The 22,720-nt window shown below is 68.7% G+C and carries 23 protein-coding genes and 6 pseudogenes; 16 read left to right on the top strand and 13 right to left on the bottom strand.

Features of this window, described 5'->3' with window-relative positions:
* Positions 1-54: 54 nt before the first annotated feature.
* A pseudogene (locus NI25_RS37090) lies at positions 55-239 on the top strand (transposase); the annotation flags it as partial.
* Positions 240-441: 202 nt separating this feature from the next.
* On the opposite strand, the gene NI25_RS40695 reads toward NI25_RS37090, so the two are convergent.
* Positions 442-768: a hypothetical protein gene (locus tag NI25_RS40695; RefSeq protein WP_061440445.1), complete on the bottom strand. Its 327-nt coding sequence runs from the start codon at positions 766-768 to the stop codon at positions 442-444.
* Positions 769-997: 229 nt separating this feature from the next.
* On the bottom strand, positions 998-1,312 hold the full coding sequence (locus NI25_RS00175) for a hypothetical protein (protein ID WP_061440444.1): 315 nt from the start codon (positions 1,310-1,312) through the stop codon (positions 998-1,000).
* Between the two features lie 536 nt (positions 1,313-1,848).
* Here NI25_RS00175 and NI25_RS00170 point away from each other — a divergent pair.
* The 4 genes and pseudogenes from NI25_RS00170 to NI25_RS00155 all read left to right on the top strand — a co-directional run bounded on the left by NI25_RS00170 (position 1,849) and on the right by NI25_RS00155 (position 8,017).
* On the top strand, positions 1,849-5,106 hold the full coding sequence (locus NI25_RS00170; RefSeq protein ID WP_078884462.1) for an RHS repeat-associated core domain-containing protein: 3,258 nt from the start codon (positions 1,849-1,851) through the stop codon (positions 5,104-5,106).
* A 709-nt stretch (positions 5,107-5,815) separates the two neighbouring features.
* Positions 5,816-6,349, top strand: coding sequence for a hypothetical protein (locus NI25_RS00165; protein ID WP_148315098.1), 534 nt, complete (start codon positions 5,816-5,818; stop codon positions 6,347-6,349).
* Positions 6,350-6,535: 186 nt separating this feature from the next.
* Positions 6,536-7,216, top strand: coding sequence for a hypothetical protein (locus tag NI25_RS00160; RefSeq protein ID WP_061440442.1), 681 nt, complete (start codon positions 6,536-6,538; stop codon positions 7,214-7,216).
* A 65-nt stretch (positions 7,217-7,281) separates the two neighbouring features.
* Positions 7,282-8,017 (top strand): annotated as a pseudogene (locus NI25_RS00155) (transposase).
* Positions 8,018-8,206: 189 nt separating this feature from the next.
* Here the strand turns inward: NI25_RS00155 and NI25_RS00150 are convergent.
* Positions 8,207-8,875 carry a TetR/AcrR family transcriptional regulator gene (locus NI25_RS00150; protein ID WP_061440441.1) on the bottom strand — a complete coding sequence of 223 codons (669 nt, stop codon included), beginning with the start codon at positions 8,873-8,875 and terminating at the stop codon, positions 8,207-8,209.
* 57 nt (positions 8,876-8,932) lie between these two features.
* Between NI25_RS00150 and NI25_RS00145 the strand changes: the two genes are divergently transcribed.
* Entirely contained in the window at positions 8,933-10,381 is a 1,449-nt protein-coding gene (locus NI25_RS00145) for an MFS transporter (protein ID WP_061440440.1), read from the top strand.
* On the top strand, positions 10,378-10,773 hold the full coding sequence (locus NI25_RS00140; RefSeq protein ID WP_061440439.1) for a cupin: 396 nt from the start codon (positions 10,378-10,380) through the stop codon (positions 10,771-10,773). Before NI25_RS00145 ends, NI25_RS00140 begins: the two co-directional genes overlap by 4 nt.
* A 31-nt stretch (positions 10,774-10,804) precedes the next feature.
* Here NI25_RS00140 and NI25_RS39210 read toward each other — a convergent pair whose 3' ends face one another.
* From NI25_RS39210 to NI25_RS39870, 5 genes are all read right to left on the bottom strand, one after another.
* The gene (locus tag NI25_RS39210; protein WP_148315097.1) at positions 10,805-11,128 is read right to left on the bottom strand and encodes a hypothetical protein; all 324 of its coding nucleotides are present in this window, start codon (positions 11,126-11,128) and stop codon (positions 10,805-10,807) included.
* Positions 11,129-11,220: 92 nt separating this feature from the next.
* Positions 11,221-11,502, bottom strand: coding sequence for a hypothetical protein (locus tag NI25_RS00130; RefSeq protein WP_061440437.1), 282 nt, complete (start codon positions 11,500-11,502; stop codon positions 11,221-11,223).
* Positions 11,503-11,573: 71 nt separating this feature from the next.
* Positions 11,574-11,705: a hypothetical protein gene (locus NI25_RS00125; RefSeq protein ID WP_404055105.1), complete on the bottom strand. Its 132-nt coding sequence runs from the start codon at positions 11,703-11,705 to the stop codon at positions 11,574-11,576.
* A 102-nt stretch (positions 11,706-11,807) separates the two neighbouring features.
* Positions 11,808-12,095: a hypothetical protein gene (locus NI25_RS39875; RefSeq protein ID WP_233520664.1), complete on the bottom strand. Its 288-nt coding sequence runs from the start codon at positions 12,093-12,095 to the stop codon at positions 11,808-11,810.
* Complete coding sequence (locus NI25_RS39870) at positions 12,062-12,418, bottom strand: hypothetical protein (RefSeq protein WP_233520663.1); 357 nt, start codon at positions 12,416-12,418, stop codon at positions 12,062-12,064. The genes NI25_RS39875 and NI25_RS39870 overlap by 34 nt, the downstream gene beginning before the upstream one ends.
* A gap of 82 nt (positions 12,419-12,500) precedes the next feature.
* Here NI25_RS39870 and NI25_RS00115 point away from each other — a divergent pair, with 82 nt between their 5' ends.
* Both NI25_RS00115 and NI25_RS00110 read left to right on the top strand, forming a co-directional pair.
* The gene (locus NI25_RS00115; RefSeq protein ID WP_061440436.1) at positions 12,501-13,376 is read left to right on the top strand and encodes a glycosyltransferase family 2 protein; all 876 of its coding nucleotides are present in this window, start codon (positions 12,501-12,503) and stop codon (positions 13,374-13,376) included.
* Between the two features lie 83 nt (positions 13,377-13,459).
* A pseudogene (locus tag NI25_RS00110) lies at positions 13,460-14,581 on the top strand (IS630 family transposase).
* A gap of 22 nt (positions 14,582-14,603) precedes the next feature.
* On the opposite strand, the gene NI25_RS40690 reads toward NI25_RS00110, so the two are convergent.
* Positions 14,604-14,744, bottom strand: coding sequence for a DUF6924 domain-containing protein (locus tag NI25_RS40690; protein ID WP_404965563.1), 141 nt, complete (start codon positions 14,742-14,744; stop codon positions 14,604-14,606).
* Between the two features lie 110 nt (positions 14,745-14,854).
* Positions 14,855-15,013, bottom strand: a complete 159-nt coding sequence (locus NI25_RS40685) for a DUF6924 domain-containing protein (RefSeq protein WP_404054559.1) — start codon at positions 15,011-15,013, stop codon at positions 14,855-14,857.
* A gap of 362 nt (positions 15,014-15,375) precedes the next feature.
* Here NI25_RS40685 and NI25_RS40680 point away from each other — a divergent pair.
* Together NI25_RS40680 and tpg are read left to right on the top strand one after the other, a co-directional pair.
* Positions 15,376-15,557 (top strand): annotated as a pseudogene (locus tag NI25_RS40680) (hypothetical protein); the annotation flags it as partial.
* Between the two features lie 14 nt (positions 15,558-15,571).
* Positions 15,572-16,128 (top strand): annotated as a pseudogene (gene tpg, locus NI25_RS00105) (telomere-protecting terminal protein Tpg).
* Between the two features lie 165 nt (positions 16,129-16,293).
* On the opposite strand, the gene NI25_RS00100 reads toward tpg, so the two are convergent.
* Complete coding sequence (locus NI25_RS00100; RefSeq protein ID WP_061440435.1) at positions 16,294-17,307, bottom strand: helix-turn-helix domain-containing protein; 1,014 nt, start codon at positions 17,305-17,307, stop codon at positions 16,294-16,296.
* Positions 17,308-17,316: 9 nt separating this feature from the next.
* Positions 17,317-17,592 carry a hypothetical protein gene (locus NI25_RS00095; protein WP_061440434.1) on the bottom strand — a complete coding sequence of 92 codons (276 nt, stop codon included), beginning with the start codon at positions 17,590-17,592 and terminating at the stop codon, positions 17,317-17,319.
* 924 nt (positions 17,593-18,516) lie between these two features.
* On the opposite strand from NI25_RS00095, the gene NI25_RS00090 reads away from it, so the two are divergent.
* The 5 genes and pseudogenes from NI25_RS00090 to NI25_RS39205 all read left to right on the top strand — a co-directional run bounded on the left by NI25_RS00090 (position 18,517) and on the right by NI25_RS39205 (position 21,931).
* Positions 18,517-18,885: an effector-associated constant component EACC1 gene (locus tag NI25_RS00090; protein WP_233520662.1), complete on the top strand. Its 369-nt coding sequence runs from the start codon at positions 18,517-18,519 to the stop codon at positions 18,883-18,885.
* Positions 18,882-19,820 (top strand): caspase family protein, encoded by a 939-nt coding sequence (locus NI25_RS00085; protein WP_078884461.1) that lies wholly within the window; start codon positions 18,882-18,884, stop codon positions 19,818-19,820. Before NI25_RS00090 ends, NI25_RS00085 begins: the two co-directional genes overlap by 4 nt.
* Complete coding sequence (locus NI25_RS00080) at positions 19,811-20,299, top strand: hypothetical protein (RefSeq protein WP_061440433.1); 489 nt, start codon at positions 19,811-19,813, stop codon at positions 20,297-20,299. Before NI25_RS00085 ends, NI25_RS00080 begins: the two co-directional genes overlap by 10 nt.
* Positions 20,300-20,314: 15 nt before the next feature.
* Positions 20,315-21,168 (top strand): annotated as a pseudogene (locus NI25_RS37075) (IS5 family transposase).
* Between the two features lie 16 nt (positions 21,169-21,184).
* Positions 21,185-21,931 (top strand): hypothetical protein, encoded by a 747-nt coding sequence (locus tag NI25_RS39205; protein ID WP_061440432.1) that lies wholly within the window; start codon positions 21,185-21,187, stop codon positions 21,929-21,931.
* On the opposite strand, the gene NI25_RS37070 is transcribed toward NI25_RS39205, so the two are convergent.
* A protein-coding gene (locus tag NI25_RS37070) for an IS5 family transposase (RefSeq protein ID WP_420710689.1) occupies positions 21,833-22,650 on the bottom strand; the annotation gives its coding sequence in 2 pieces (ribosomal slippage) (positions 21,833-22,287 and positions 22,287-22,650; 819 coding nt in all). The genes NI25_RS39205 and NI25_RS37070 overlap by 99 nt on opposite strands.
* Between the last annotated feature and the right edge of the window lie 70 nt (positions 22,651-22,720).

Below are 22,720 nucleotides of genomic sequence, written 5' to 3'. Positions count from 1 at the left end.
CCGCTTGCGGTGCACGCCTGGGCACACGCCCCCGAGCGGCGGTACGTCCAAGTCATGGCCGAACGTCGCGCGTATCCGAGTGATCTGTCCGATGCCCGCTGGGAGTTGATCGAGCCGGTGCTGACCGCGCCTGGCGGGCCGAGCGTCGTCGGCAGGCACTGAACATCGGCCAGCCGCCCGAGCACGATCTGCACGAGATCATGAACGCCATCCTGTACGTGGACCGCACCGGGGTGCAATGACGCTACCTGCCGCACGACTTCCCGCCTTGGGAGACCGTGTATGGCAGGCGGAGAAGGAGGCCCGGGAGAACGCAAATAGCCCGGCAATTGGGTCGGCAGACGCGAATTTTGCCGCCTGGTTCGAGAAGCGTGATGGTAAGACGGCGAAGGATCTCGCGGACTCGCAGTACCTGGGCCTCAACCCCAACATGCCGGGCTACTAGTGACCTGAGTCAGAGATTCGTCGGCAGTAGGCGGCGACTTTGTCAAGGATCTCGTCGGCGCTCTTCGTCCAGACGAACGGTCTGGGGTGCTCGTTCCAGTCGGCGAGCCAGGTTCGGATGTCGCGTTCGCGGTACCTCCAGAACGCTGGCGACTTTCCTTGCCAGCTCCGCGAGTGCGGCGTCAGGTAGCTGTCCAGGGAGCCGACGTCGTCGCACAGACGGGCCTTTATGTCGTGCATGCACGCCTCGGTGAACAGCTTCTGCGGGTCGTCCTCCGCCTGCTGCGCGTTGGTGGCGTGCCTCTGACCGGTGCGGAACTGCATGCTGGCCCAGGTCCCCGGCTCGCTCGCGCTGGCGGGGGCGCCTTCGCCCAGCAGGCCCGCCAGGTGCGCCCACTCTCCCTCTGCTGGGCCTTGGCGCGGTCGCGCTGCTGTTCCAGCTGGAGGTACGGCGCCAGGGACTCCCTGCCCACGCCTGTGCGTTGGCAGTACGTGGCGATCAGCATGGCCGCCGTTTTCAGTGCCGGCCGTGTTCTTGAAGGGTCGGCCGTTCCTATGCTGCCCGGTCCCAGTGGTCCGGGCGGGTGTCCTCGTCGGGCGGGTCCTGTGTGGCCTTTTCGCGGGCGCGCAGGATGGCCCAGGCCGGGACTGAGAGGCAGGTGAGGTACCAGGGCAGTGGCCAGACGGTGGGCCACCAGGCTGCTTGGGGCGTGGCGAGGAGGTCGAGGGCGGCGGTGGTCATGCCGGCGGCGAGGCTCCAGCACAGCAGGCGTCCGGCCCACCGGACGGCGAGGGTGAGCCGGCAGGGGGCGGGGGAGTGGTGGCGGGTGGAGCGGGAGCAGGGCATGCGTCTGCCCGGTGCGTTCATCGGAGAGGGGTCCTTCACAGCAGGGGTGGTTGCCGCGGGCTGGGGGACCACGCATGCAGGACGGGGCAAGTGTGCATTCCGTGAAGCCTGCATTCAGGAACTGCCCGTGTACGCCACCGCGTCTGAGACAACTTCTGTGACCAGTGCATTCATGGCATGGCCAGCATGAACGACTTGGTGACTACCGCCTCATGGCCGGCCTGCTGGTCCGAACCTGACTGAAAAGGCCCGGTCGCTGGCCTTGGACCCTCAGGCACGGGCCCTGTTCGAGCGTATTCAGTCAAATCTCACGCCAAGATCGGTGAAGCTTCCATCAACTGGGCCTGCTCGACAACCCTATTGCGACGATAGAAGTGCATATTGCCCGGTTAAGCGGTGGGGCGTATTCCGGCCCGTGTGCATTTGACGTTCGAGGGGACGCAGCGCCGATTTGTGTGCTTCTTGTGACAGCTTGTGTGCCGCTGGCGACCGCTGGGGTCGCCGGGTCTGACTTCCTGTGGGGGAAGCCGATGCACTCGCGTGCTGCGCGCACGCCCATGTGGCGTGCCCGGAGAACACACAGAACCGCTCTCGTCTCCGCGATCACCACCGCGGCGGTGGTGATCGCTGCGGCTCCCGGCCTGGCGGCGACGCCGAAGCCGAGGCTGCCTGAGCCGGAGAGTCCGTGGACGAAGCCGACGAAGGTCGAGGCACCCGCCACGCCGGCCGGATCAACCAAAGCCCCGGAGTCGGAGGCGGAGGCCAAGCTGCCGGCCGAGGTGACCGCCTGGCGCTCAGCTCAGAAGGCCCGCGCCACGGGCGGGAAGGCCAAGAGCTCCGCGTCCCGGTCGGCCGCTGCCGAAGTGATGGACGACTACCTGCCCGAGGGCCAGGGCGAGGTGCCCTGGCACCAGATCCGCGACACCCGCCTCAACGACGCCCTGGTCGCGCGGGTGAACGTCTCCAACGGCAACCTGATGCTCGCCGCCACGGACTTCGACATCGCCGGAGTCGGCCAGAAACTCCAGCTCACCCGCACCTACAACTCCCTCGAGGCGCCGTGGGGGAAGGTGTCCCAGCGCTGGTGGCAGGCCTATGAGCGCTACCTCCAGATCAACGACGGCGAGGTCGACGTCTTCGACACCACCGGCAACCTGCTGCGCTTCACCGTGGATGCGGACGGCACGTACACGACGCCGACGGGCTACTCGAAGGACCTGAAGAAGAACGCGGACGGCACCTACACCCTCACCGACCGCAAGTCCGGCACCAAGGACACCTACAACCAGTACGGCACCCTGACCAAGGTCACGGACAAGAACGACGGCACGATCACCGTCGACCAGCACGACGAAGGCAGCGAGCACAAGGGCTTCAAGCTCACCGAAACCCGCTCGGGCCGCTGGATCGACCTGGTCAAGACCTACCCGAACCAGTGGCAGGCCAAGGACCACACCGGCCGTACCGCCGTCTTTGACCTCGATGAGGCCGGCAACCTCGCCAAGGTCACCGACACCGCCGGCAAAGCCACCACCTATGAGTACGACTCCTCGCGCCGGGTGACGAAGGTGACCACACCCGAGGGCACGGTCACGGTCTTCACCTACGACAGCCACAACCGCGTCACCTCCATGCAACGGGCAACGGAGTCGTCGTCGAGCGGTCACACGGGCCCGACCTGGCGCTACGACTACACAGCCGCGACCCCGTCGGATGCGGGCACGACGACGGTCACCGATCCCGACGGCGACGCCACCAAGTACGTCCACAACGCGGACGGCGAGATCACCAAGGTCACCGACCCGCTCGGTCATTCCCGCCACTCCACGTACAAAAACCATTTGACCCAGACCGCGACCGACGCGATGGGCACCGGCACGGACGGCACGGGCGGCAACACCACCACCTACGGCTGGGACGACCGCAACAACGCCGTATCCCAGAAACTGCCGATGGGCGCGACGGCATCGGTGACCGCCTACCAGACGATCGCCGGCACCGACCTGCCCAACGACTTCACCACCGCCGACGGTCGCAAGGACTCCTTCAAGTACGACGCCAACGGCAACACCCTGTCAGTGACCACCTCGGGCACCGCCGGAGCGACCCGCGAGTACACCTACAACAAGGACACCCCCACCTGCGGCGGTTTCGAAGGCCAGCGCTGCACGGCAAAGGACGGCAACGGCAAGGTCACCTCCTTCACCTACGACGACCAGGGCAATCTGATCAGGGTGAAGCCGCCGGCGCCGTTGGGGGAGACGTCCTACACCTACGACGCGCTGGGCCGGGTGGAGACGGTCGAGGACGGCCGCGGCGTCACCACCGTCTACGGCTACGACTCCCGCGACCGGGTGCGCGAGGTCTCCTCCACCAACTTCACCGTCACCTACACCTACGACGGCGACGGCAACGTCACGACCCGCTCCGACGCCTCTGGTTTCACCAAGTGGGAGTACGACAAGCTCAACCGCGAGAGCGTGCGCACCCTGCAGAACGGCGCGCAGACCGCGCTGGCGTACACCCCGGGCGGTGACGTCGACTTCTACACCGACCCGACCGGGACGACGGATTACACCTGGGACAAGGCCGGCCGCCTCGACTACCTGACCGCGCCGGACGGCAAGAAGTCGGATTTCGACTACAACAACAACGACAAGCGCACCAAGACGGTCTACCCCGGCGGCACCACCCAGACCGTCACCATCGACGACAACGGCCGCCCCGAGCGCATCAAGACCACCTCGGGCACGCAGACGTTCGTCGACCTCACCTACAGCTACGCGAGCGCGGGCAAGGACACCACCAAGATCCGTACCCGCACCGACAACCTCACCAAGCTCAAGACCAGCTACACCTACGACTCCCAGGACCGCCTCTCCTACGCCCTGGAGGCCGACTCGGCGGGTGCGCGGAAGGCGTCGTGGCTGTACTGCTGGGACAAGGCAGGCAACCTCACCAGCCAGGACGGCAGCAAGAACACCTGCCCCGGCGGCACCACGTACACCTACAACGACGCCAGCGAGCTGACCGGTAAGAACGGCTCCACCACGGGCTGGTCCTACGACAAGCTCGGCAACGAAACCGGCGCAGCCAGCGGCACCGCTCGCACGAACGAGTCCTGGACCGACTACAGCCAGCTCGCCGGCATCACCACTGGCGGCACGAACTACGACCTGGTCCATGCCGGCACCACCAACGCCGAACGCACCAAGCTCGGCTCGACGTGGTTCCACCACACCGCACTGGGTCTCGCGTCCACGACCACGAACGGTGTCGACACGGGATTCATCCGCGAGCCTTCGGGCACGCTGAACTCCATGACGACTGGGGGGAAGTCCTACTACTACCTCACCGACGCCACCGGCAACGTCCTCGGCCTCGTCGACGACACCGGCAAGCGGACGCACACCTACGCCTACGGTCCGACGGGCACGCCCCGAGGCACCACCACCGAGGCCGCCCCCCAGCCGTACCGCTACGCGGGCGCGTACGCCGACCCGACCGGCCTGTACAAGATGGGCCACCGCTACTACGACCCCGCCCTCGGCCGCTTCACCCAGCCCGACCCCTCCGGCCAGGAAACCAACCCCTACCTCTACGCCGCTGGCGATCCCATCAACCACGGTGACCCGACCGGGCTGTGGACGGGGTGGGACACGGTCGCAACCGCTTTTGCGACGGTGGCTCTGATCACAGCCATCCCGACTGGCGGTGCTTCGCTGACAGTGGCTGGCGGTATTGGTCTGGCTGTATCTCAGGCGGGCTTCGTTGGCGCCATCGCGTGTGGCGTGTCAGACGAGAACGCCTGCTAACCGTCGATAACGGCTGCCCTGCCCTGGCCCCCAGCACGGGGGCCAGGGCACTCCCGGAGAAAGGGGACGCAACATGTCGAAACAACTGCAAGGCGTCTTCCTCGCGTGTCTGATCGTTGCGGTGCTGTCTCTGATTATCTTCTCACCCAACGCTCTTGACATCATGCCCGTATGGTGGAGCGCACTTGGACTCGCCTGTCTCAGTACATGCGCCCTGCTTGTCTCACGCTTTAGTAGTAGGCGGTAGACCCCCACGCCTGGTGCACGGACGCGGACGGGCACGTCATCGATCCGACCTGGCCGGGCCACGAGGGCCGCGCATACCTGGGCATCGTTCTGCCCTTACACCTGCGTCCCCGCGCATCCCACCACTGGGGCGTCCTGGAAGCACCAGCATCCCTGTCCGACGACCTGGACTGGATGGAATACCTTCCTCGGCCCTCTGCGGGACGGCCGGTCGAACGGGCCAAGGACGTCGCTGCGATGGCCAACGCCCGCTGCGGACTGATCGTTTTCGGCGTACGCGACACCACCTGGGAACTGGCCGGGATCGATCCCGACGGGGCGACGGCCGGCTGGCCAACGGTGGGGATTGGTCGGCGCAGGACACGGGACGCGCTCTGGCTGCCGACCCATCCGCCGGGGTTTGCTGAGGGTGTCACGCAGCCATCCCACGCACAGCGTGGACACTTGGGAGGTCGAGTACCGCATGACGTCCATCATCATCTCCGCGATCGCAGTCACCATCAGCCTGTTGTCCCTGTACGTGAATCGGCGCAAGGATCGGAGGGACACCTTCCTCAAGCTCCACGAACTGCTGATCAGCCCCGAGCTGCAGAACGGCAGACGCATACTGTTCGAGCTCTACGCGCGAGGCGGACGCGTGGAGGATCTGCCACCCGACGACTACACCAGCGTGAACCGCGCGCTGGCGGTGTTCGATGCCGCAGGCCTGTACTGCCACATGAAGTACGTCAGCGAGAAGGACGTCCTGGATCTCTGGGCGCCTTCGCTGACCAAGGTGAAGTACGCCGCCGGGGACTTTCTCTCGCACCGGGACGCGTTCTGGCCGGGGGTTCCGACCTGGGCCCACTACCGCCGACTGGCCGACAGCGCGGAGGAACGACTGCGGTCACGCGGAGTGGACATCGCCCGCTTCACGGCCCCCGCGCCGTCCGGCGCGCCGACCCCTGCAAGTGCGCCGACCCCTGCAAGTGCGCCGACCCCTCCAAGCGCCGCGTAGACCATGCGCCGGGGCTCTGACACATCCCCTCCCCGGCGCGGGTGAGTATGTCGGCCCTAAGGGCTGTCCCGTAATCGATCTTCGGGTGGCGAGTGACCTGGCAGGCACGCTGGTGCTCCGGTCGGTCGGCGCGTCGTGGGTAGCACCTACCATGCCCTCGTGACGCGACCGTGGACGGTACGAAGGGTGGCCGAGCAGTTTGTTGAGCTGCTCGGGATGGCTCCTACCAGCATCGATGGTGGTGAGCTGAAGTTCGTCCGGGGAAGCCTGTGCACCATGCTTTCGATTTGGAAGGACCGTTACGACCGGTCGCTCTTCGGCTGGATGGTGCACACGGACCACTGCGGTCTCGGTGACCGGATGGACGGCTTTGGTGGAGTGGGCATCCGGATCGACCACCACTCGCCGTCCGGCGACGCAGGTCCGACTGACATTCCTCCCGCTGCATGCTATCCCTGGCCAGCGGGCAGTGCTCCGCTCGCCTCTGCAGTCTCCGCCGACGTCACTTACTACGGGCCGCCGTCCCTGCGCTTTGTCCGCGACTCCCACGACCTGGGACTGCTGCTCCTGGCGGACACCCATGTTCACCGGGACGGGGTCTGGTCGTTCGCGCCGGCCATCAACGAGCCGTCACGACTTGCGAAAGCCATCCTTCTGGCTCGTCAGTGCGGTGATCGGGATCTGGAGCGGGCCGCTGTCGCTAAGTTGCGGAACCGCGGCGAGAAGCCGGTGGCTCGCCGCCCCGACTACCTGTTCCGGCAGGCCGTCGCCGACTGGTCCAGGCAGTATGCCAAGGCTACGGGCATCGATCTCAGTGACTTGGCCAAGCTCAAACGGAAGCGCCCTCAGTACCCCGACATCCCGTAGCTCAGCACGGCTCCTCGGGGCCGGGAGATGATCTCGCCGTGATCACGGCATCGGAGCCCCGCTGGATGAGCCCGTTCACCGGGCTGAGCCCGCAGTCAGTTCGGCACGCTCATCACCGCTCTGCGCAAGGAAGGCGCGGTCCCGGTACGCAGGGGACGGCCGTGGGGTCTCCCGCTGGAGGACCGCGTGCTACTGGTCATCGCTTACTGGCGGACCTACATGACACTGCGACAGCTCGCCCTCCTGTTCGGGATATCGAAGTCGGCCGCCGACCGCATCATCGACCACCTCGGGCCCGCCCTCGCTCTGCGCCAACGCCGACGGTTTCGCAAGGATGCCGTGTTGATTGTGGACGGCACCTTGGTCCCCACCCGCGACCACAGCATCGCCGAGCGTTCGAAGAATTACCGATACCCCACCAACCACCAGGTCGTCATCGACGCCGACACCCGGCGCGTCGTCGCCGTCGGTCCTCCCCTGCCGGGTAACCGCAACGACTGCAAGGCATGGGAACTGTCCGGGGCGAAGGCCGCCGTCGGCAGGACAACCGTGATCGCTGACGGCGGCTACCGCGGCACCGGCTTGGTCATCCCTCACCGCCGGGGACGCGACCAGGCCGAACTGCCAACATGGAAAGAGGAGCACAACGCCTCCCACCGCAAGGTCCGCGCCCGCGTCGAGCACGCCTTCACACGCATGAAGACGTGAAAGATCCTCCGCGACTGCCGCCTAAAGGACGAGGGCGTCCACCACACCACGCTCGGCATCGCCCGCCTCCACAACCTCACCCTCACAGGGTGAGGGGCAGCACCGCTGGTCAGTCAGCATGCCATAGATCATTTACGGGACAGACTTTAGATTCGTGCCGCCGAGAACCTCCGGATTGCACGGGTTCATTGGACGCGTCGGCCGCCTGTCGGCAATCGATCGTTTTCCGACACTTGGGAGCCGTGGTGTCAGCGGCCAGGCACATCACTGGCGGCGAGCCTGTCAGCGGGGGACGAGAAGGCCGTCCACCAGGGCCTGGAGCCCGTCCCGATAGGTGTCCTCAGCGGTCAGCGGAGCCCAACGGTCTGCGGCCTGTGCCAAGCGGGGCAGCTCGCTTGGGTCGAGATCGGCGAAGACGTGCTCCCGGTAGGTCGCACGGTCATCGTCTGCGCGCCGTCGGGCCGCTGTTGTCCTGACCACGATTTCTCCGGCGGTGTAGTACCAGATCGCACGGTAGCCGTGCACGGCCAGGTCGAGGGAGAGGCCGCATTCGACCAAGCCGTCGACGATCTGCTCGACGAACCACAGCGCGCTCGTGGACAGCAAGTCGTCGGCGGTCAGCACCTCCACGATCCAGGGGCAGGCGGCGAGCGCCTCGTGGACTGCGGTGGCGGCCACGATGATCCGCTCGCGAGGGTGGGCGGGCAGTTCCGGTCGGCTTAGGGTCCGGTCGGCGTAGTCGTCCAGCAGGAGGACGAGCAGTTCCTCCTTGTCGCGGACGTGGTGGTAGAGCGCCATCGGCGTACTGCCGACTTCCGTGGCCAGCCGCCGCATGGTCAGACGGTCCACGCCTCCCTCATCCACGATCCGGCGGGCTGTCTCAATGATCTCCTCGCGAGAGATGCGGGGAGGTCGGCCCAGGGCTTTGCGCGGTGCGGACGGTTGCGGCATGCCCCCATCATTCCCCAGGTGTCGACAACGGCGAACCCTGACGCTAACTTTTCTTACATGTATAGAAACTCGCGCGGGAGGCCCGGAGTGGTGCTGGCGGCAGCCGCCGTCGCCCAGTTCGTCGTCGCCCTGGACATGTCCGTGGTCAACGTCGCGTTACCCGCGATCCGCACGGCGCTGGGATTCGCGCCGCTCGACCTGTCGTGGGTCGTGCACGTATATGCGCTTACGTTCGGCGGGTTCCTGCTGTTGGGGGGACATGCTTGCGACCTGTACGGCCGGCGTCGGATGTTCGTGCTGGGGCTGACCGTCTTCGGGCTGTGCTCGCTGGTGGGCGGGCTGGCCCAGGATCCCTGGCAACTGATCGCCGCACGCGCCGGTCAGGGCCTGGGCGCCGCCGCAGCCGCGCCGGCCGCGCTTGCGATGCTCACCACCACCTTCGCCGAAGGCCCTCAGCGTGTTCGGGCGCTGGGGGTGTGGAGCGCGGTGAACGCCGCGGGCGGCGCGCTGGGCGTGCTGGCAGGTGGACTGCTGACCGAGTACGCGGGCTGGCGCTGGGTCATGCTGATCAACCTACCCATCGTCGCGGCGGCTCTCGCGCTCATCCCCGCAGGGGTATCCGCCGGAGCAGCACCTGCTCGGCGCGAGAGGCTGGACGCGCTGGGCGCCGTCCTGGCTACAGGCGGAGTCGGGCTACTGGTGCTCGGCGTCGTCCGAACCGACACCCTGGGCTGGGGCTCCCCGGCCACGTGGGCGACCCTTGCCGCCGCAGCCGTGATGCTGGGCATCTTTGCCTTCGCCGAGGCGAGGGTCGTCGCACCGCTGCTGCGCCTCGGCCTGCTGCGCAGCCGCTGGGTCGCCGGCGCGAACGTGCTGGTGTTCCTGGCCGCGGCCGGACAATTCACGGCGTTCTACTTCGTGTCCCTGTACATGCAGCAGGTCCTGGGCATGGGTGCCGCAGCGACCGGCACCGCATTCTTGCCCTTCTCCCTGGGCCTGGTCGCGGGAACCATAGTCGCCACCCGCGTCACCGCGTCCCGCACCCCCCGCGCATCCCTGGTGCCCGGCGCCCTGCTGGCCGCAGCGGGCATGGCCTGGTTCGCCCTCATCAGCCCCGATGGCAGCTTCCTCACCGACGTGCTCGGCCCGTCCCTCGTCACCAGCGTCGGCGCCGGGCTGGTCCTGGCTCCAGTTGCCGCCGCCGCGACCACCGGCGTCGCTCCGCGTGAGGCCGGCATGGCCAGCGGCCTCATGAACAGCTCCCGCCAACTCGGCGGCTGCATCGGCCTGGCCGCCCTGGCCACCATCGCCGCGCACCACACCGGCACGACCGCCGACCCCGCCGCACTCAACGACGGCTACGCCCTGGGCCTGGCCATCGCCGCCGCCATCTTCGGGCTCGCGGCAGTCGTGGCCATCGGTGTACTGCCGCGCCGCAGAGCCGTCACCCCTGTCCCGCGATCCACCGACCCCGCAGAGAACCAGTTGGAAGGAACACTTTCATGACGACCACCCCCGTCGACCTGTTCGCCTCGGCGCTGCATTTCCACCCCGACGGCGATGTCCGAGCCGTCGAACGGCAGATGACGAGCAGCAGTTCCGGCGCCTGGCAGATCGCTACGTTTCACGTGGAGACCAACGCCGACGTCCACGCCGACCACTGGGAGATGCACCCGGAGGCTGAGGAAGCAGTGTGCTGCCTGATCGGCGGCATCCGCCTCTACTTCCGTCCCGACGCGCCCGGCGGGACCGAGGACATGGTGCAACTGCAGGCAGGCGCCGCTGTGATCGTCCCCCGCGGCCGCTGGCACCGTCTGGAACTGGACGCTCCCAGCGACCTGATGTCGATCACCCTCCGCCACGGCACCCGCCTCGAAAGGCGCACCGAAACCCACTGATCGGAGGTGGCCCGGTAATAGGGCTGCCGGGTCACCACGAAACCTCGCCCGAAGGCTTGGCGGTGCCTGGTCCCACCGGCACAGGTTGATGAACAGGTGTCGCACCCGGCGCAGCGTCGCCTCGGACTCGCCGTGCTTGCCGGTCGCCACGACCCGCTTGATGCCCATGCTGGTGCCCAGCCCCAACAACACCAGCAGCAGGCGGCCGCAGCACGTCCTTGGACAGGTTCTCCCTCGTTGCCACCGAGGCGAACTCGGCGATGAAGTCGGTGTCGAACTCGAGTTGGTCCAGGCGCAGGCCGGCACCACCGGCTTTGTAGTCCTGCACCGGTGGGTGGAGATCCTTGAGCGCCACTTCCCGCTCCAACTGCCGGACCCTGAGCACACCACCGAGTAGCGGTGGCCGCAGGTCCGGCGGGTCCGCCGGGTCCCGAGGGTCCGGAGCGTTCAGGCGGCGTCGCCGTCGCCGGCCGGAAGCTGAGGCTGGCGGATCCGCTCACGTTCGACCTCGGCAGCGATGACCGCGCGCTGCGTTTCGCCACGCTGTTCGATGGCCGTCCGCTCCGTCTCGCCGCGCTGCTCGATGTGTGCCTTCGCCACCCGCCCGGCGACCGTGACCGCAGTGGCGACGGGCAAGGCCGCGCCCAGGATGCCCGGCCAGGCGGAGCCGGTGAGGGAATCACCCGGCTGGAAGTCGGTCGACGGAACATCAGGCTCGTCTGTGCTCATAGCCCTCATAGTCCGTCCCTTGCACCCCTGTTGACCAGCGCAGTCACCCGTACGGCCCACAGCGGGGCAAGTCAGGAGTCGGTGATGTGGTCGAAGCCGCTCAGCAGCGGCGTCAGGTCCTGAGCGCACCCGCACAGCGTGCACAGCCGCGTCCCCGGGTTCTCCGCGACGTCCAGGACCCGCTGCACATCGAGCAGCGGCACCCTCGGGTGCCTCTTCGCAGTCCGGCGCGTGCAGCACGCCCCGGCCCGGGCCCCGCCCCTCGTGGTGTTGCAGCACCGGGAGAGTTGGGTAGTCCCGGCCGGTCAGGTGCGCCGGATGCGTGTGTGGTGGGTGGGGCGGTCGGTGGGGGTGATGGTGTGGTGGTCGGGTACGACCACGGTCGGGCTGACGGCGGTGTGGGAGTGGATGAGGCAGCCGCGGCCGATGGCGGTTCCGGGGCCGAGGGTGATGCGGCTGCCGGTCTGGACGCGGTCGCCGATGAGGGCGCCGAAACGCGGGGTGCGGCAGGGGTAGATGCCGTCGGGCAGCCGGAGGAAGGTGTCGCGGCTGGGGTGTGTCATGTCGGTGGTGAGGTGGAGCGCTGCTGCCATGACGTCGGCGGAAAGGTGGGCCTGGTCGCTGACAAGGGTGCGGTTGAGGCCGATGCGGTGGCCGAGGACGGTGGTGAACTCCCAGACCTTGACGTCGGGCCGATGATGACGTCGTCGCCGATGATCGCGGTGGGGTGGATCCGGGCGGTGGGATGGATGCGGCGGGCGAGGGTCTTGAGGGCCTGGGCGTGGAGGTCGGGCCACTGGGTCAGCCATGCGGCGAGGTCGCTGGAGGCCGGGCGGGCGTATGCGGTGGAGGCGAGGGCGGGGTCGGCCGGGTGGGTGAGGTAGTTGCCGAGAGAGAGGAAGTGCGGTGTCGTCACGCGATGGTCTCCTGTCCGTGTCGTCGTGAAGCGGTGGCGGGCCGCTAGGCTGCGTCGATCGGAAGTCGATCGGAGTTCACCTGTGAGTCGTCCACGCCTGGGGATCGCGGTCCTGACCATGGGCAACCGGCCTGTCGAGCTGAAGGCGCTGCTGAAGTCGGTGGCTGGGCAAACGCTGCCGGCCACGCGGATCGTGGTGGTGGGCAACGGCAGCCCGCTGCCGGAGCTGCCCGTGGGCGTGGACGGAGTCGAGCTGGAGGAGAACCTCGGGGTGTCCGGGGGCCGGAACGTGGCCATCGAGCATCTGCGGGCATGCGGGGACGTGGATGTCGTCGTTGACCTGGACGACGACGGGCTGCTCGTGGACACCGGCGTGTGCGCGAAGCTGGCCTCGATGTACGAGGCGGATGAGCGGCTGGGGATCGTGTCGTTCCGGATCGCTGACGAGCGGGGACGTACGCAGCGCCGGCATGTGCCGCGCCTGCGGTCGAAGGACCCGATGCGGGCCGGGGAAGTGACGACGTTCCTGGGCGGCGGGCACGGGCTGTCGATGCGGATGCTGGAGCGGATCGGCGGCTGGCCCGAGCAGTTCTTCTTCGCACATGAGGAGACCGATCTGGCGTGGCGGGCGCTGGATGACGGCTGGCGGGTGGTGTACGAGCCGTCGCTGCTGCTGCAGCACCCCTGGACGTCACCGGCCCGGCACGCGGTCTACTACCGGATGACGGCCCGCAACCGGGTGTGGCTGGCCAAGCGGCATCTGCCCGCACCCCTGGTCCCGGTCTATCTCGGGGTGTGGGCTGCGCTGACGGTGGTGCGCACACGGTCGTGGGACGGATGGCGTGCCTGGGCGGGCGGCTTCGCCGAGGGTGTCCGGGAGTCGGGCGGTCAGCGGCGGCCGATGCGGTGGGCGACGGTGGCACGGATGACCCGCCTGGGCCGCCCGCCCATCATCTAGTGTTCTGGCCGGGAAGGTTCGCCGGGTTGGTGATCGGGGCGGTTGGATGGGTGGTGACGTTCGTTCCGACCGTTGGAGGTGTGGTGGCGCAGCCTGTGCGGGTGCGTAGACTGACGGACCAGGAGGGGCAGAAGCTGCAGCAGATCGTGCGGCGGGGCAGTACCAGTTCGGTGCGCTACCGGGGGGTGATGATGCTGCTGGTGTCCGTCGGCGGAATCCGCGTCCTGGTGATCGCCCAGCTGGTCCAGGCCGACGAGGACACCGTCCGGGATGTGATCCACCGGTTCATCGAGATCGGTTTGGCCTGTCTGGACCCTTGATGGGCGGGAGGCCGTCCCCGCCTGCTCAGTCGTGACGACGAGGAGTACGTCGTCCAGACGGCCACCACCCGCCCCACCAAGCTCGGCCAGCCCTTCACCCGCTGGTCGCTTTGTAAACGCGCCGCCTACCTGCGCCGCGTACACGGACGCGTCATCCGCATCGGCCGGGAGGCTTTACGGTGCCTGCTGCTGCGCTGCGGTATCACCTTCCAGCGCACCGAGACATGGAAGGAGTCGCCCGGCCCCGAACGTGCCGCCAGGCTTGACCGCATCGAGCGCGTGCTGGACCGCTTCCCGGACCGGGTGTTCGCCTTCGACGAGTTTGGGCCCCTGGGGATCAGACCCATCGCAGGCTCCTGCTGGGCGAAGCAGGGCAAGCCCGCCCGCCTGCCGGCAACCTACCGCCGCACCCACGGCGTCACCTACTTCCACGGCTGCTACTCCGTCGGCGACGACCGTCTGTGGGGCGTCAACCGTCGCGGAAAGGGCACTGCCAACACCCTGGCCGCCCTGACGTCGATCCGCGCCGCCAGACCCGACGGCGCCCCGATCTACATCATCCTGGATGATCTCTCCGCCCATACCGGAGTGGACATCTGCCGCTGGGCGGAGAAGAGAAAGGTCGAGCTGTGCTTCACTCCGACCTACGCCTGCTGGGCCGACCCGATTGAGGCCCACTTCGGCCCGCTGCGGCAGTTCACCCTGGCCAGCTCGAACCATCGCAGCGACCCCGCGCAAACCCGGGCCCTGCACCGATACCTGTGCTGGCGCAATACCAATGCCCGTCACCCCGACGTCCTTGCAGCCCAGCGCAGAGATCGCGCCCGCATCCGCAGCGAAAAGGGCATCCGCTGGGGCGGGCGCTCCCTCGCACCCGCAGCCTGAACACCGCCTGGCGGCCAGTGACTCAGAAGCCGCGGAAAACGCCGTCGTCGTCGACGGCGCCGGCGAACTCCTCGAAGTCCATGTTCGCCTCCGAGAGGTTGTTCTCGATGCTCCACAGCTCGGCTGCCACAACGCGGACACACCGCCCACGCTCACGCCGCAGATCACTACGAGAAGCGGCAAGTCAGGCGAGGCGACAGCTACAGGGTCTGCAAGGACAAGAAGTGGATGCTGATACTCCGCCGGGATGAGGCCGAGGGCCGACTCGGGCGTCTAGCCCTCGTATCTCCGGTCATCGGCAAGTGCGACGTTGGCCAAGAAGCCGTCCCTGCTGGGCGAGCGCAGCGCCGCCCGCAGAGCGTCCCAAGCACTGTCTGCGGAGAGATCGGTGCGCACAACGAGGGCTTCCAAAGTGCATGGGAACTGATGCATGCGCGGACAGTACCGCCGACCCGGTGAACCAATCCGGTCGCAGCACTAGAGCGCCTTCGTGTCGCACAGCACCATGCGTGCTGTGCGGCTCGGGGATGCGGCACCTGGCCTCGGGTACCGCGGACGATGCGGCCTCCTGGCTGCTGTCGGTGATCACGTATTCCGCACAACGCCATACCTGACCTGCCGCGCAGCAGAACCGGCCGGTAACCGCAACATCAGTGCAACCGGGGGTTGTTGGGATGCGCCCGGTATCCAGGTGTCGGGCGGGGGCGCCGGTGTCAGTGAGAGTTCTGCACTCTCGCCCCCGCTGCGCCGCACCCTGCCGGGCTGCGGCTGGCCGGATACCGGCCGGCTTGCGCCGCTGTGGCAAGCCGCTTCCCGGCGGTTTCAAACTCGGCATCAACCCCGGCCTGGTCAACACGGGGGCGCCCGGAGTGTCCCGTGGGGCGAAGAGGTCCGCGACCGCTACGACGCCCCCGACCTCAACCTCGCCCGGTACATCAAGGACGGCACCGTCACCGACACCGGCCACGGCGAGTAGGGAGCAGACGGCCGATGAGCATGTTCGCGGACGGCCTGGACGCCGTGCACAAGGCGTTCGCCCGCCCCGTACTCGAGACCGCGCCCGCGCAGATGCGCTACCTCGTCAGAAACCGCAAAGGCACCCGCGCGGTGGCCCAGTTGCTGCGAATTGTCCAGCGCACCGTCGAACGCTACGTCAAGAACCAGATCACTCAGCCCCGCCCCGGTGTCGCCGCCCGCCAGGAGCGCGAGGTGACCCAGCGGTGGCAGCTGCAGATCCGTGCCCGGGCTCGGCACCGGGCGGCAACCACCGACGGCATCGTCATCGACACCCGCGCCCGCCTGGGCTGCACCGCACCCATCGGATCCACCGACCAGGACCGCGTCCGCCACCTGACCGTCACCCTGCCCCCGCACTACGCCGCCCAGCTCTTCGGCGCCCGTGAAGCCGGCGTCAGCGGCGCCCGCCTGCGCGAGATCGCGGCCGAAGCCCTCAAAGACGTGTACTTCCAGGACGGCGGCCGCCGCGCCTGCTCCCTGGAAGAGAAGTCCGCTTCACGGACATCGAGCACCTCGAGTTCGACCTGTAACAGCCAGGCCCCGGCCTGCGGAGCGAGAGCCCCGGGCTGCCGAGGCCCGCGCGCCCGCCCGGCTGCTCGTGCCCATCCGCTGGGCAGCGTTTCACCGCAGCGAAACCCTGCCCAGCAGGGGCCCCTTTGACCGCCTGATGCGGTCCGTGTGCTGTCCGGGGGAGGTCAGCGGACGGCCGTCAGCCGGTGTGTGGCCGGCTGGCGGCGCGTCGCCTGGACCTGTGCGGCCCGGGCGGTGGGAGGGCTTCCTCCGGCCGGTGTGCGGGGCTTGTGCACACTCCCGCCGGCTGCGGGGCCGCCGCGGCCCCGGCTGGAGAGGGTCTTCACTTCGACCGCCACGTACTGGCCGTCGTGCGTCGTGAAGAGGTCCGGCTGCCAGGCGAGTGGAGCGTGCGGGCTCTTGCCGTTGAGGGAGGCTTGCGACGCCAGGTAGCTGTGCATGCCGATCGCGACGGCTTCATCCAGCGCGGCGGGCGGCAGCAGTTCGACCAGCCGCCTCCATGCCTGGCTGTTGGTCCGCGTACCCGGCCCGCCCGCGTGGGCGGACGCCATGTGCAGCAGGCGCCGCTCGACGGGGCGGTCCGCAGCTGCCGGTTCCTGCGGCAGCTCGTGCGCGGCGGTGGTGGCCTTGGCGAAGGCGGCCGTCCAGGCGGCGTGCTTGTCGGGCGGGACGCCGCAGCCGGCAAGGAACGCCTCCAGCTGCTGCTCGTCGGCGGGTATGGCGTCACGGTTGACGATGCGGGCGGCACTGCTGACGGGCAGGGCCAGCGGGTTGCCCGAACGGTCCCGGATGTCCCGTAGACTCGGTGCCCCTGCCTGCTCCCACACCACTTCCAGAGCCCGGCTCAGGTCAGCGGCGTCGCTGATGAGTTCGGGCCGCGGGGCGTGCAGCCCGGACAGCCGGCCGCGTTCCTCGATGCGCGCGTGCCGCCACAGCTCACCGGCGTACTGCACCTGTGCCGCCCCGCCGCCGCAGCCCTCGACGTAGGCCTCGACCGTCGTGTGCCGGGGCACCACGGTGCCCGAGGCCGCCCGCTTGAGCGTGGCCGGCGACAGCCCCGTCGCACGGGCCAGTTCCCGGTAGGTCATGGCGGCCGACTGCCGCCGCAGGCGCAGATATGCGGCCAGCCGGCCCCGGGCGGGCCGGCTGTGGTCGACGGGATTCTCCCGGCGTCCCATCGCGGCCTCCTACTTTCCGGCGGCGGCGCGCAGCACCGCACCGGCCAGCGCCGCCGCACGGCGGCGGCCGCCGCCGACGGCCACGACCGCCGCCGCGCCCAGGGCACCGCAGCCGCCCAGCAGGACGAAGATGTCCTGCAGCGGCACCCCGGCCACGTGCAGGGCACCGCCCAGGACGGGGAAGGACACAGCGGTGAAGGCCTGCGGCGCGCCGAACCGGGAGGCAGGGTCCGTCCGCACGGGCTCGGCGGGGACGGGCACTGCGGGGGTGGTCTCGGTGGGCATATGACGTCCTCTCGGCATGCCCGGCCGCCAGAAGACGGCGGGCCGGGCGCGAAACTGCTACTGGCTGCAAACCCCGTGTGCACAGCGGCGATTGGCGTCACCAGCTGTGCCGGGGGAGATCTCCATCATTCCAGGACGAGGCCGCTCCCCGCAGAGCGATCAGCGCCCGTAAAATTCCACATGTGGGGTATGGGAGTTTTTTGGTTCGCTGGTGTCCAAGAGAGCGGTTCTCACCCCCCGCTCCTGCGTCCCCCTCTGACCAGCACTGGTGTCGTACGACGGCGGCGCAGGACGGGCCCGGCCGCCGGGATGGTTCATTCGCGTCCACGCTCGGCTTGCCGCAGTCCCTGTCTATGAGTGATGGTGGGCCGCACAACACCACGAGGCCGGTCCTGCCGGCCGCGAACGTCCTTGAACTGCTACTGGCTGCAACCGATGCTGACAGGGACACCCGGCACAACCCACGTTGGCGCGTGGCCTGCCCGCACCGAGCCGGCACCCGTCCCCCGGGCGCCGGCTTTCGCGTGTGGTCCCGCACACCCCTGCGGCCGGCGTACACGGCAGGCACGACGCCGGCCAGCCGACGGTGCCCCACGCCGGCGCAGGACACAGGCGTCCCTCGTGCGGCCCGTACACGCAGCCGGCCAACGGTCTGCCCGGGCTGCAAGGAGGGGGGGCACGACAGCCCCAGCCCGGCCGGGCGACGGCGCCGCGCCCGCCGCAACGCGACCGTCATACCGCGGCCTTCAGGCAGCGTGCCGGATGGGATGCCTTCTTCTTGAGTGCCCGCATTCCCCTTACCGTGCCGCGTACTGGGCACGGCTGCGGGGCCGGTACGGAGACAGCCCGCGCGAGCGTTCTGGATTCTCCAGCCATCGCGGGGGATAGGTCTGCATCGTCGTTGGAATCGGTGCGGGAGCCGGGGTGGGCGCAGTGCTGCTAGAGGTGCGGGTCGATCCGTCTGCGGGGGAACTGCGTTCACTGCAAGGCTGGTTGCGTGCGGATCCCGAGGCGCGCCGGTCGGCGACGGCATACGTGCGGGGCGGTGTCCCCGGTCCGGGAGACATGGGCACGGCGCTTGATGTCCTGCAGTTGGTGACGGGCAATGGGTGGAGTGCGGCATCGTTCGTGCTGGCGGTGGCGGCGTGGCGGCAGACGCGCCCGCAGCGGCCGCGGGTGGAGATTCGCCGCGGGGACACGGTCATCGTTCTCACCGACTGTTCCGAACAGGAGATCCAGCAGGCGACGCGGGCACTTGACCACCTCGACGGCGACGGGGAGGCAGGCCGGTGAGTGTGCTGCCCGACCCGGGAGCGTCGCGCGCGGTCCTGATCGGCACGAGCCGCTACCGGCACCTCGAGCAGTTGCCGGCGGTCTCGAACAATCTACGGGCCCTCGCCGGCCTCCTGACCAGCCCGGTGTCCCTGCACCTGCCCGCCCAGAATGTCCGCGTCGTCGAGAGCCCGGCCGCCGGGCAGAGCGCGGTGGGGGCAGTGAGGCAGGCGGCTGCCGAAGCCACCGACACATTGATCGTCTACTTTGCCGGGCACGGCTCGGTCGATGCGGACGCGCTCAGCCTGGCCTTGCCGGACACCGAGTACGGGCGCATCGAGACCAGCCTGCCCTATGACTGGCTGCGCCAGGTTCTCCTCCTTGACTCCCGTGCCGAGCGGCACGTCGTGATTCTGGACTGCTGCTGCAGCGGCCTGGCTCCGGGGAGGATGAGCGCCTCACCCGGGCTCGCTGACCAGGCCGCGGTGGAGGGCAGCTTCCTCCTGGCGGCCGCCGCAGAGACCCGGACCGCCCTGGCGCCGGTCGGGGACACCTGCACCGCCTTCACCGGCGCACTGCTCGACACCCTGCACCACGGCATTCCGGGCGGTCCGGCCCTGCTCGATCTCGCGGCCCTCTACCAGCATCTGCGCCGCACCCTGGAAGCGAGGGGACATCCCGTCCCGCAGGCCAGGGACCGCAACAGCGGTGCCCGGCTGGCACTTGGACGCAACCACGCAGCCCTACCCGCTTCCCCGGCCGTTCTTGCATTCGGCACCGTGACCGGTGAGCGACCATGGCCGGATCCGCGGTCCGTCCGCACCGTCACGGGCTTCTTCACCGCCCTTGCAGACGTCCGGGTGATCAGCGGCCTGACCCACCGGGCAGTCGGCGAGCGTTCTGCCGGCCGGTCGGGGTGTCAGTGCCTGCTCGTAAGCTGGCAGGCGTGCCGATGACGACTGATGCCTCTTCTCCGTACTCCACTGGTGGGGGCGGTGTCTGGATCGAACACCGTTACGCGGCGACGCTGGCTGCCGCCCTGCTGACCGAGGATCCGATTAGCGAGCTCGGTGACGATGTCGTCCCGCATTCTGTACGTCTTCAGGCCAGCTACATCAGCCCGATCGACGACGTCGTAGTGGAGGGGAGCACCCGTGACGGCCTCGTGCGGCGGGTGTCGATCGGGGTACGCCGGGATCCCAGCCTGACCACGAGCGATGAGAAGTCGGTCCCGCTGGTGCGGTCTTTCCTGCGGGTGGTTACCGGACACTGGGATGAGGTGGCGGCCGGTCGCTGGCGGGTGGCGCTCGCGGTCGGCGTCTCCAGTACGGCTGTGCAGCAGACCGACGCGCTGGCCCGGATCGCGCGGTCCGTGTCCTCTGCTGCCGGATTTCGCACTGCTGTGCAGCGTCCCGGGGCGGCTAACTGGCTCTAACAAAAGCTGCTGATCATGAGACTGTCGGCCTCTCCGCTCGTAGGTCTGGGCATGGGAAACCGTCAGTCGCGGCCGTGGATCGTGTCGGATGAACTGTGGTCGCTGGTCGAGCCGTTGCTGCCGACGCCAGGTCCGAAGAAGGTCCAGGGCAGACCGCGGGTGCCGGACCGGCAGGCCCTGTGCGGAATCCTCTTCGTCCTGCACACCGGCATCCAGTGGGAGTACCTCCCTCAGGAACTCGGCTTCGGCTCGGGCATGACCTGCTGGCGGCGCCTTGCGTCCTGGAACGAGGCCGGCGTCTGGGACCAGCTCCACCAGCTGCTGCTGAACGAGCTGCGGTCGAAGGACCGGCTGGACTGGGAACGGGCGGTGATCGACTCCTCGCACGTGCGGGCTGCCCGACGGGGCCCAAAAGCGGACCGAGCCCGGTCGACCGCGCACGGCCGGGCAGCAAGCACCACCTCATCGTCGATGGTCAGGGCATCCCGCTCGCGGTATCGCTGACCGGCGGCAACCGCAATGACGTCACCCAGCTGCTGCCCCTCCTCGACAAGATCCCGCCCGTCGCGGGCCGGGTCGGCAGGCCCCGCCGGCGGCCGGACGCTCTGCTGGCCGACCGCGGCTACGACCACGACATCTACCGCCGCCAGCTCTGGCAGCGCGGCATCCGGCCCGTGATCGCCAGACGGGGCGAGCCACACGGCACCGGCCTGGGCATCTTCCGCTACGTCGTCGAGCGCACGATCGCCTGGCTCCACGGCTTCCGCCGCCTACGCATCCGCTGGGAACGACGCGACGACATCCACGAAGCATTCCTCGGCCTCGCCACCTGCCTGATCACCCACCGCCACGTCCAACGCCTTTGTTAGGACCTCTAAGGCCGCCGTGCGGACACGTCTCAAGCATCTGGATGCCCTGGTCGTTGCTGCCGTCAAGGACCAGGACGATTTGTCGCAGGTTGATGCCGAGGAGCTGACGTGGCGCTGGCTGATGGCGTTGCGGGTACGGCAGATGCGATTGGAGGGCGTGGATGAGTCCGACCGGAGCACGGCCGTCTCCGCGCTGCGGCGCATCGTTGCTGACGAAGCGACGGCAGCGGCTGACGGCGTCTTCGCTCACCTTGCGGAGCGCTCCGGTGCCTGGGCTTCGTCTGCCGCGGACCTGGACCGGACGATGGTGCGCCGTGAACTCAGCGGCTTCCCGCTGGTCCGGACCCTTTCCTACCAGCAGGCCTGGTCGATGCTGGACGGTATGGCGGATCGCCTCCGGGAGGGGACCCGCCCGGATTTGCAGGCTGGCGAAGTGAGGCTGGAACTCGACCGGACCGAGGAGCGGGCGCGGCTCGCCGTTTTGATGGATCAGACCGGCCGGGCGGGTTCGGGCCTGGTGGTAACGGGGGAGCCCGACGTCGGGAAGTCCGCTCTGACGATCCGAACCGCACAGCAGCTCACCGAACACGGCGCGGCAGTGGCCTGCTTGAGCCTGCGTGACCTTCCCGAATCGGTAGTGCAGGTCCAACACCTCTTAGAGGTCCTAACAAAGGCGTTGGACGTGGCGGTGGGTGATCAGGCAGGTGGCGAGGCCGAGGAATGCTTCGTGGATGTCGTCGCGTCGTTCCCAGCGGATGCGTAGGCGGCGGAAGCCGTGGAGCCAGGCGATCGTGCGCTCGACGACGTAGCGGAAGATGCCCAGGCCGGTGCCGTGTGGCTCGCCCCGTCTGGCGATCACGGGCCGGATGCCGCGCTGCCAGAGCTGGCGGCGGTAGATGTCGTGGTCGTAGCCGCGGTCGGCCAGCAGAGCGTCCGGCCGCCGGCGGGGCCTGCCGACCCGGCCCGCGACGGGCGGGATCTTGTCGAGGAGGGGCAGCAGCTGGGTGACGTCATTGCGGTTGCCGCCGGTCAGCGATACCGCGAGCGGGATGCCCTGACCATCGACGATGAGGTGGTGCTTGCTGCCCGGCCGTGCGCGGTCGACCGGGCTCGGTCCGCTTTTGGGCCCCGTCGGGCAGCCCGCACGTGCGAGGAGTCGATCACCGCCCGTTCCCAGTCCAGCCGGTCCTTCGACCGCAGCTCGTTCAGCAGCAGCTGGTGGAGCTGGTCCCAGACGCCGGCCTCGTTCCAGGACGCAAGGCGCCGCCAGCAGGTCATGCCCGAGCCGAAGCCGAGTTCCTGAGGGAGGTACTCCCACTGGATGCCGGTGTGCAGGACGAAGAGGATTCCGCACAGGGCCTGCCGGTCCGGCACCCGCGGTCTGCCCTGGACCTTCTTCGGACCTGGCGTCGGCAGCAACGGCTCGACCAGCGACCACAGTTCATCCGACACGATCCACGGCCGCGACTGACGGTTTCCCATGCCCAGACCTACGAGCGGAGAGGCCGACAGTCTCATGATCAGCAGCTTTTGTTAGAGCCAGTTAGGCGGG

Origin of the sequence: Streptomyces sp. CCM_MD2014, assembly GCF_000772045.1 — a bacterium.
Lineage (GTDB): Bacteria > Actinomycetota > Actinomycetes > Streptomycetales > Streptomycetaceae > Streptomyces > Streptomyces salinarius.
The sequence above is the reverse complement of the archived record's forward strand: the minus strand, read 5'-3'. Positions and strand labels throughout refer to the sequence as shown.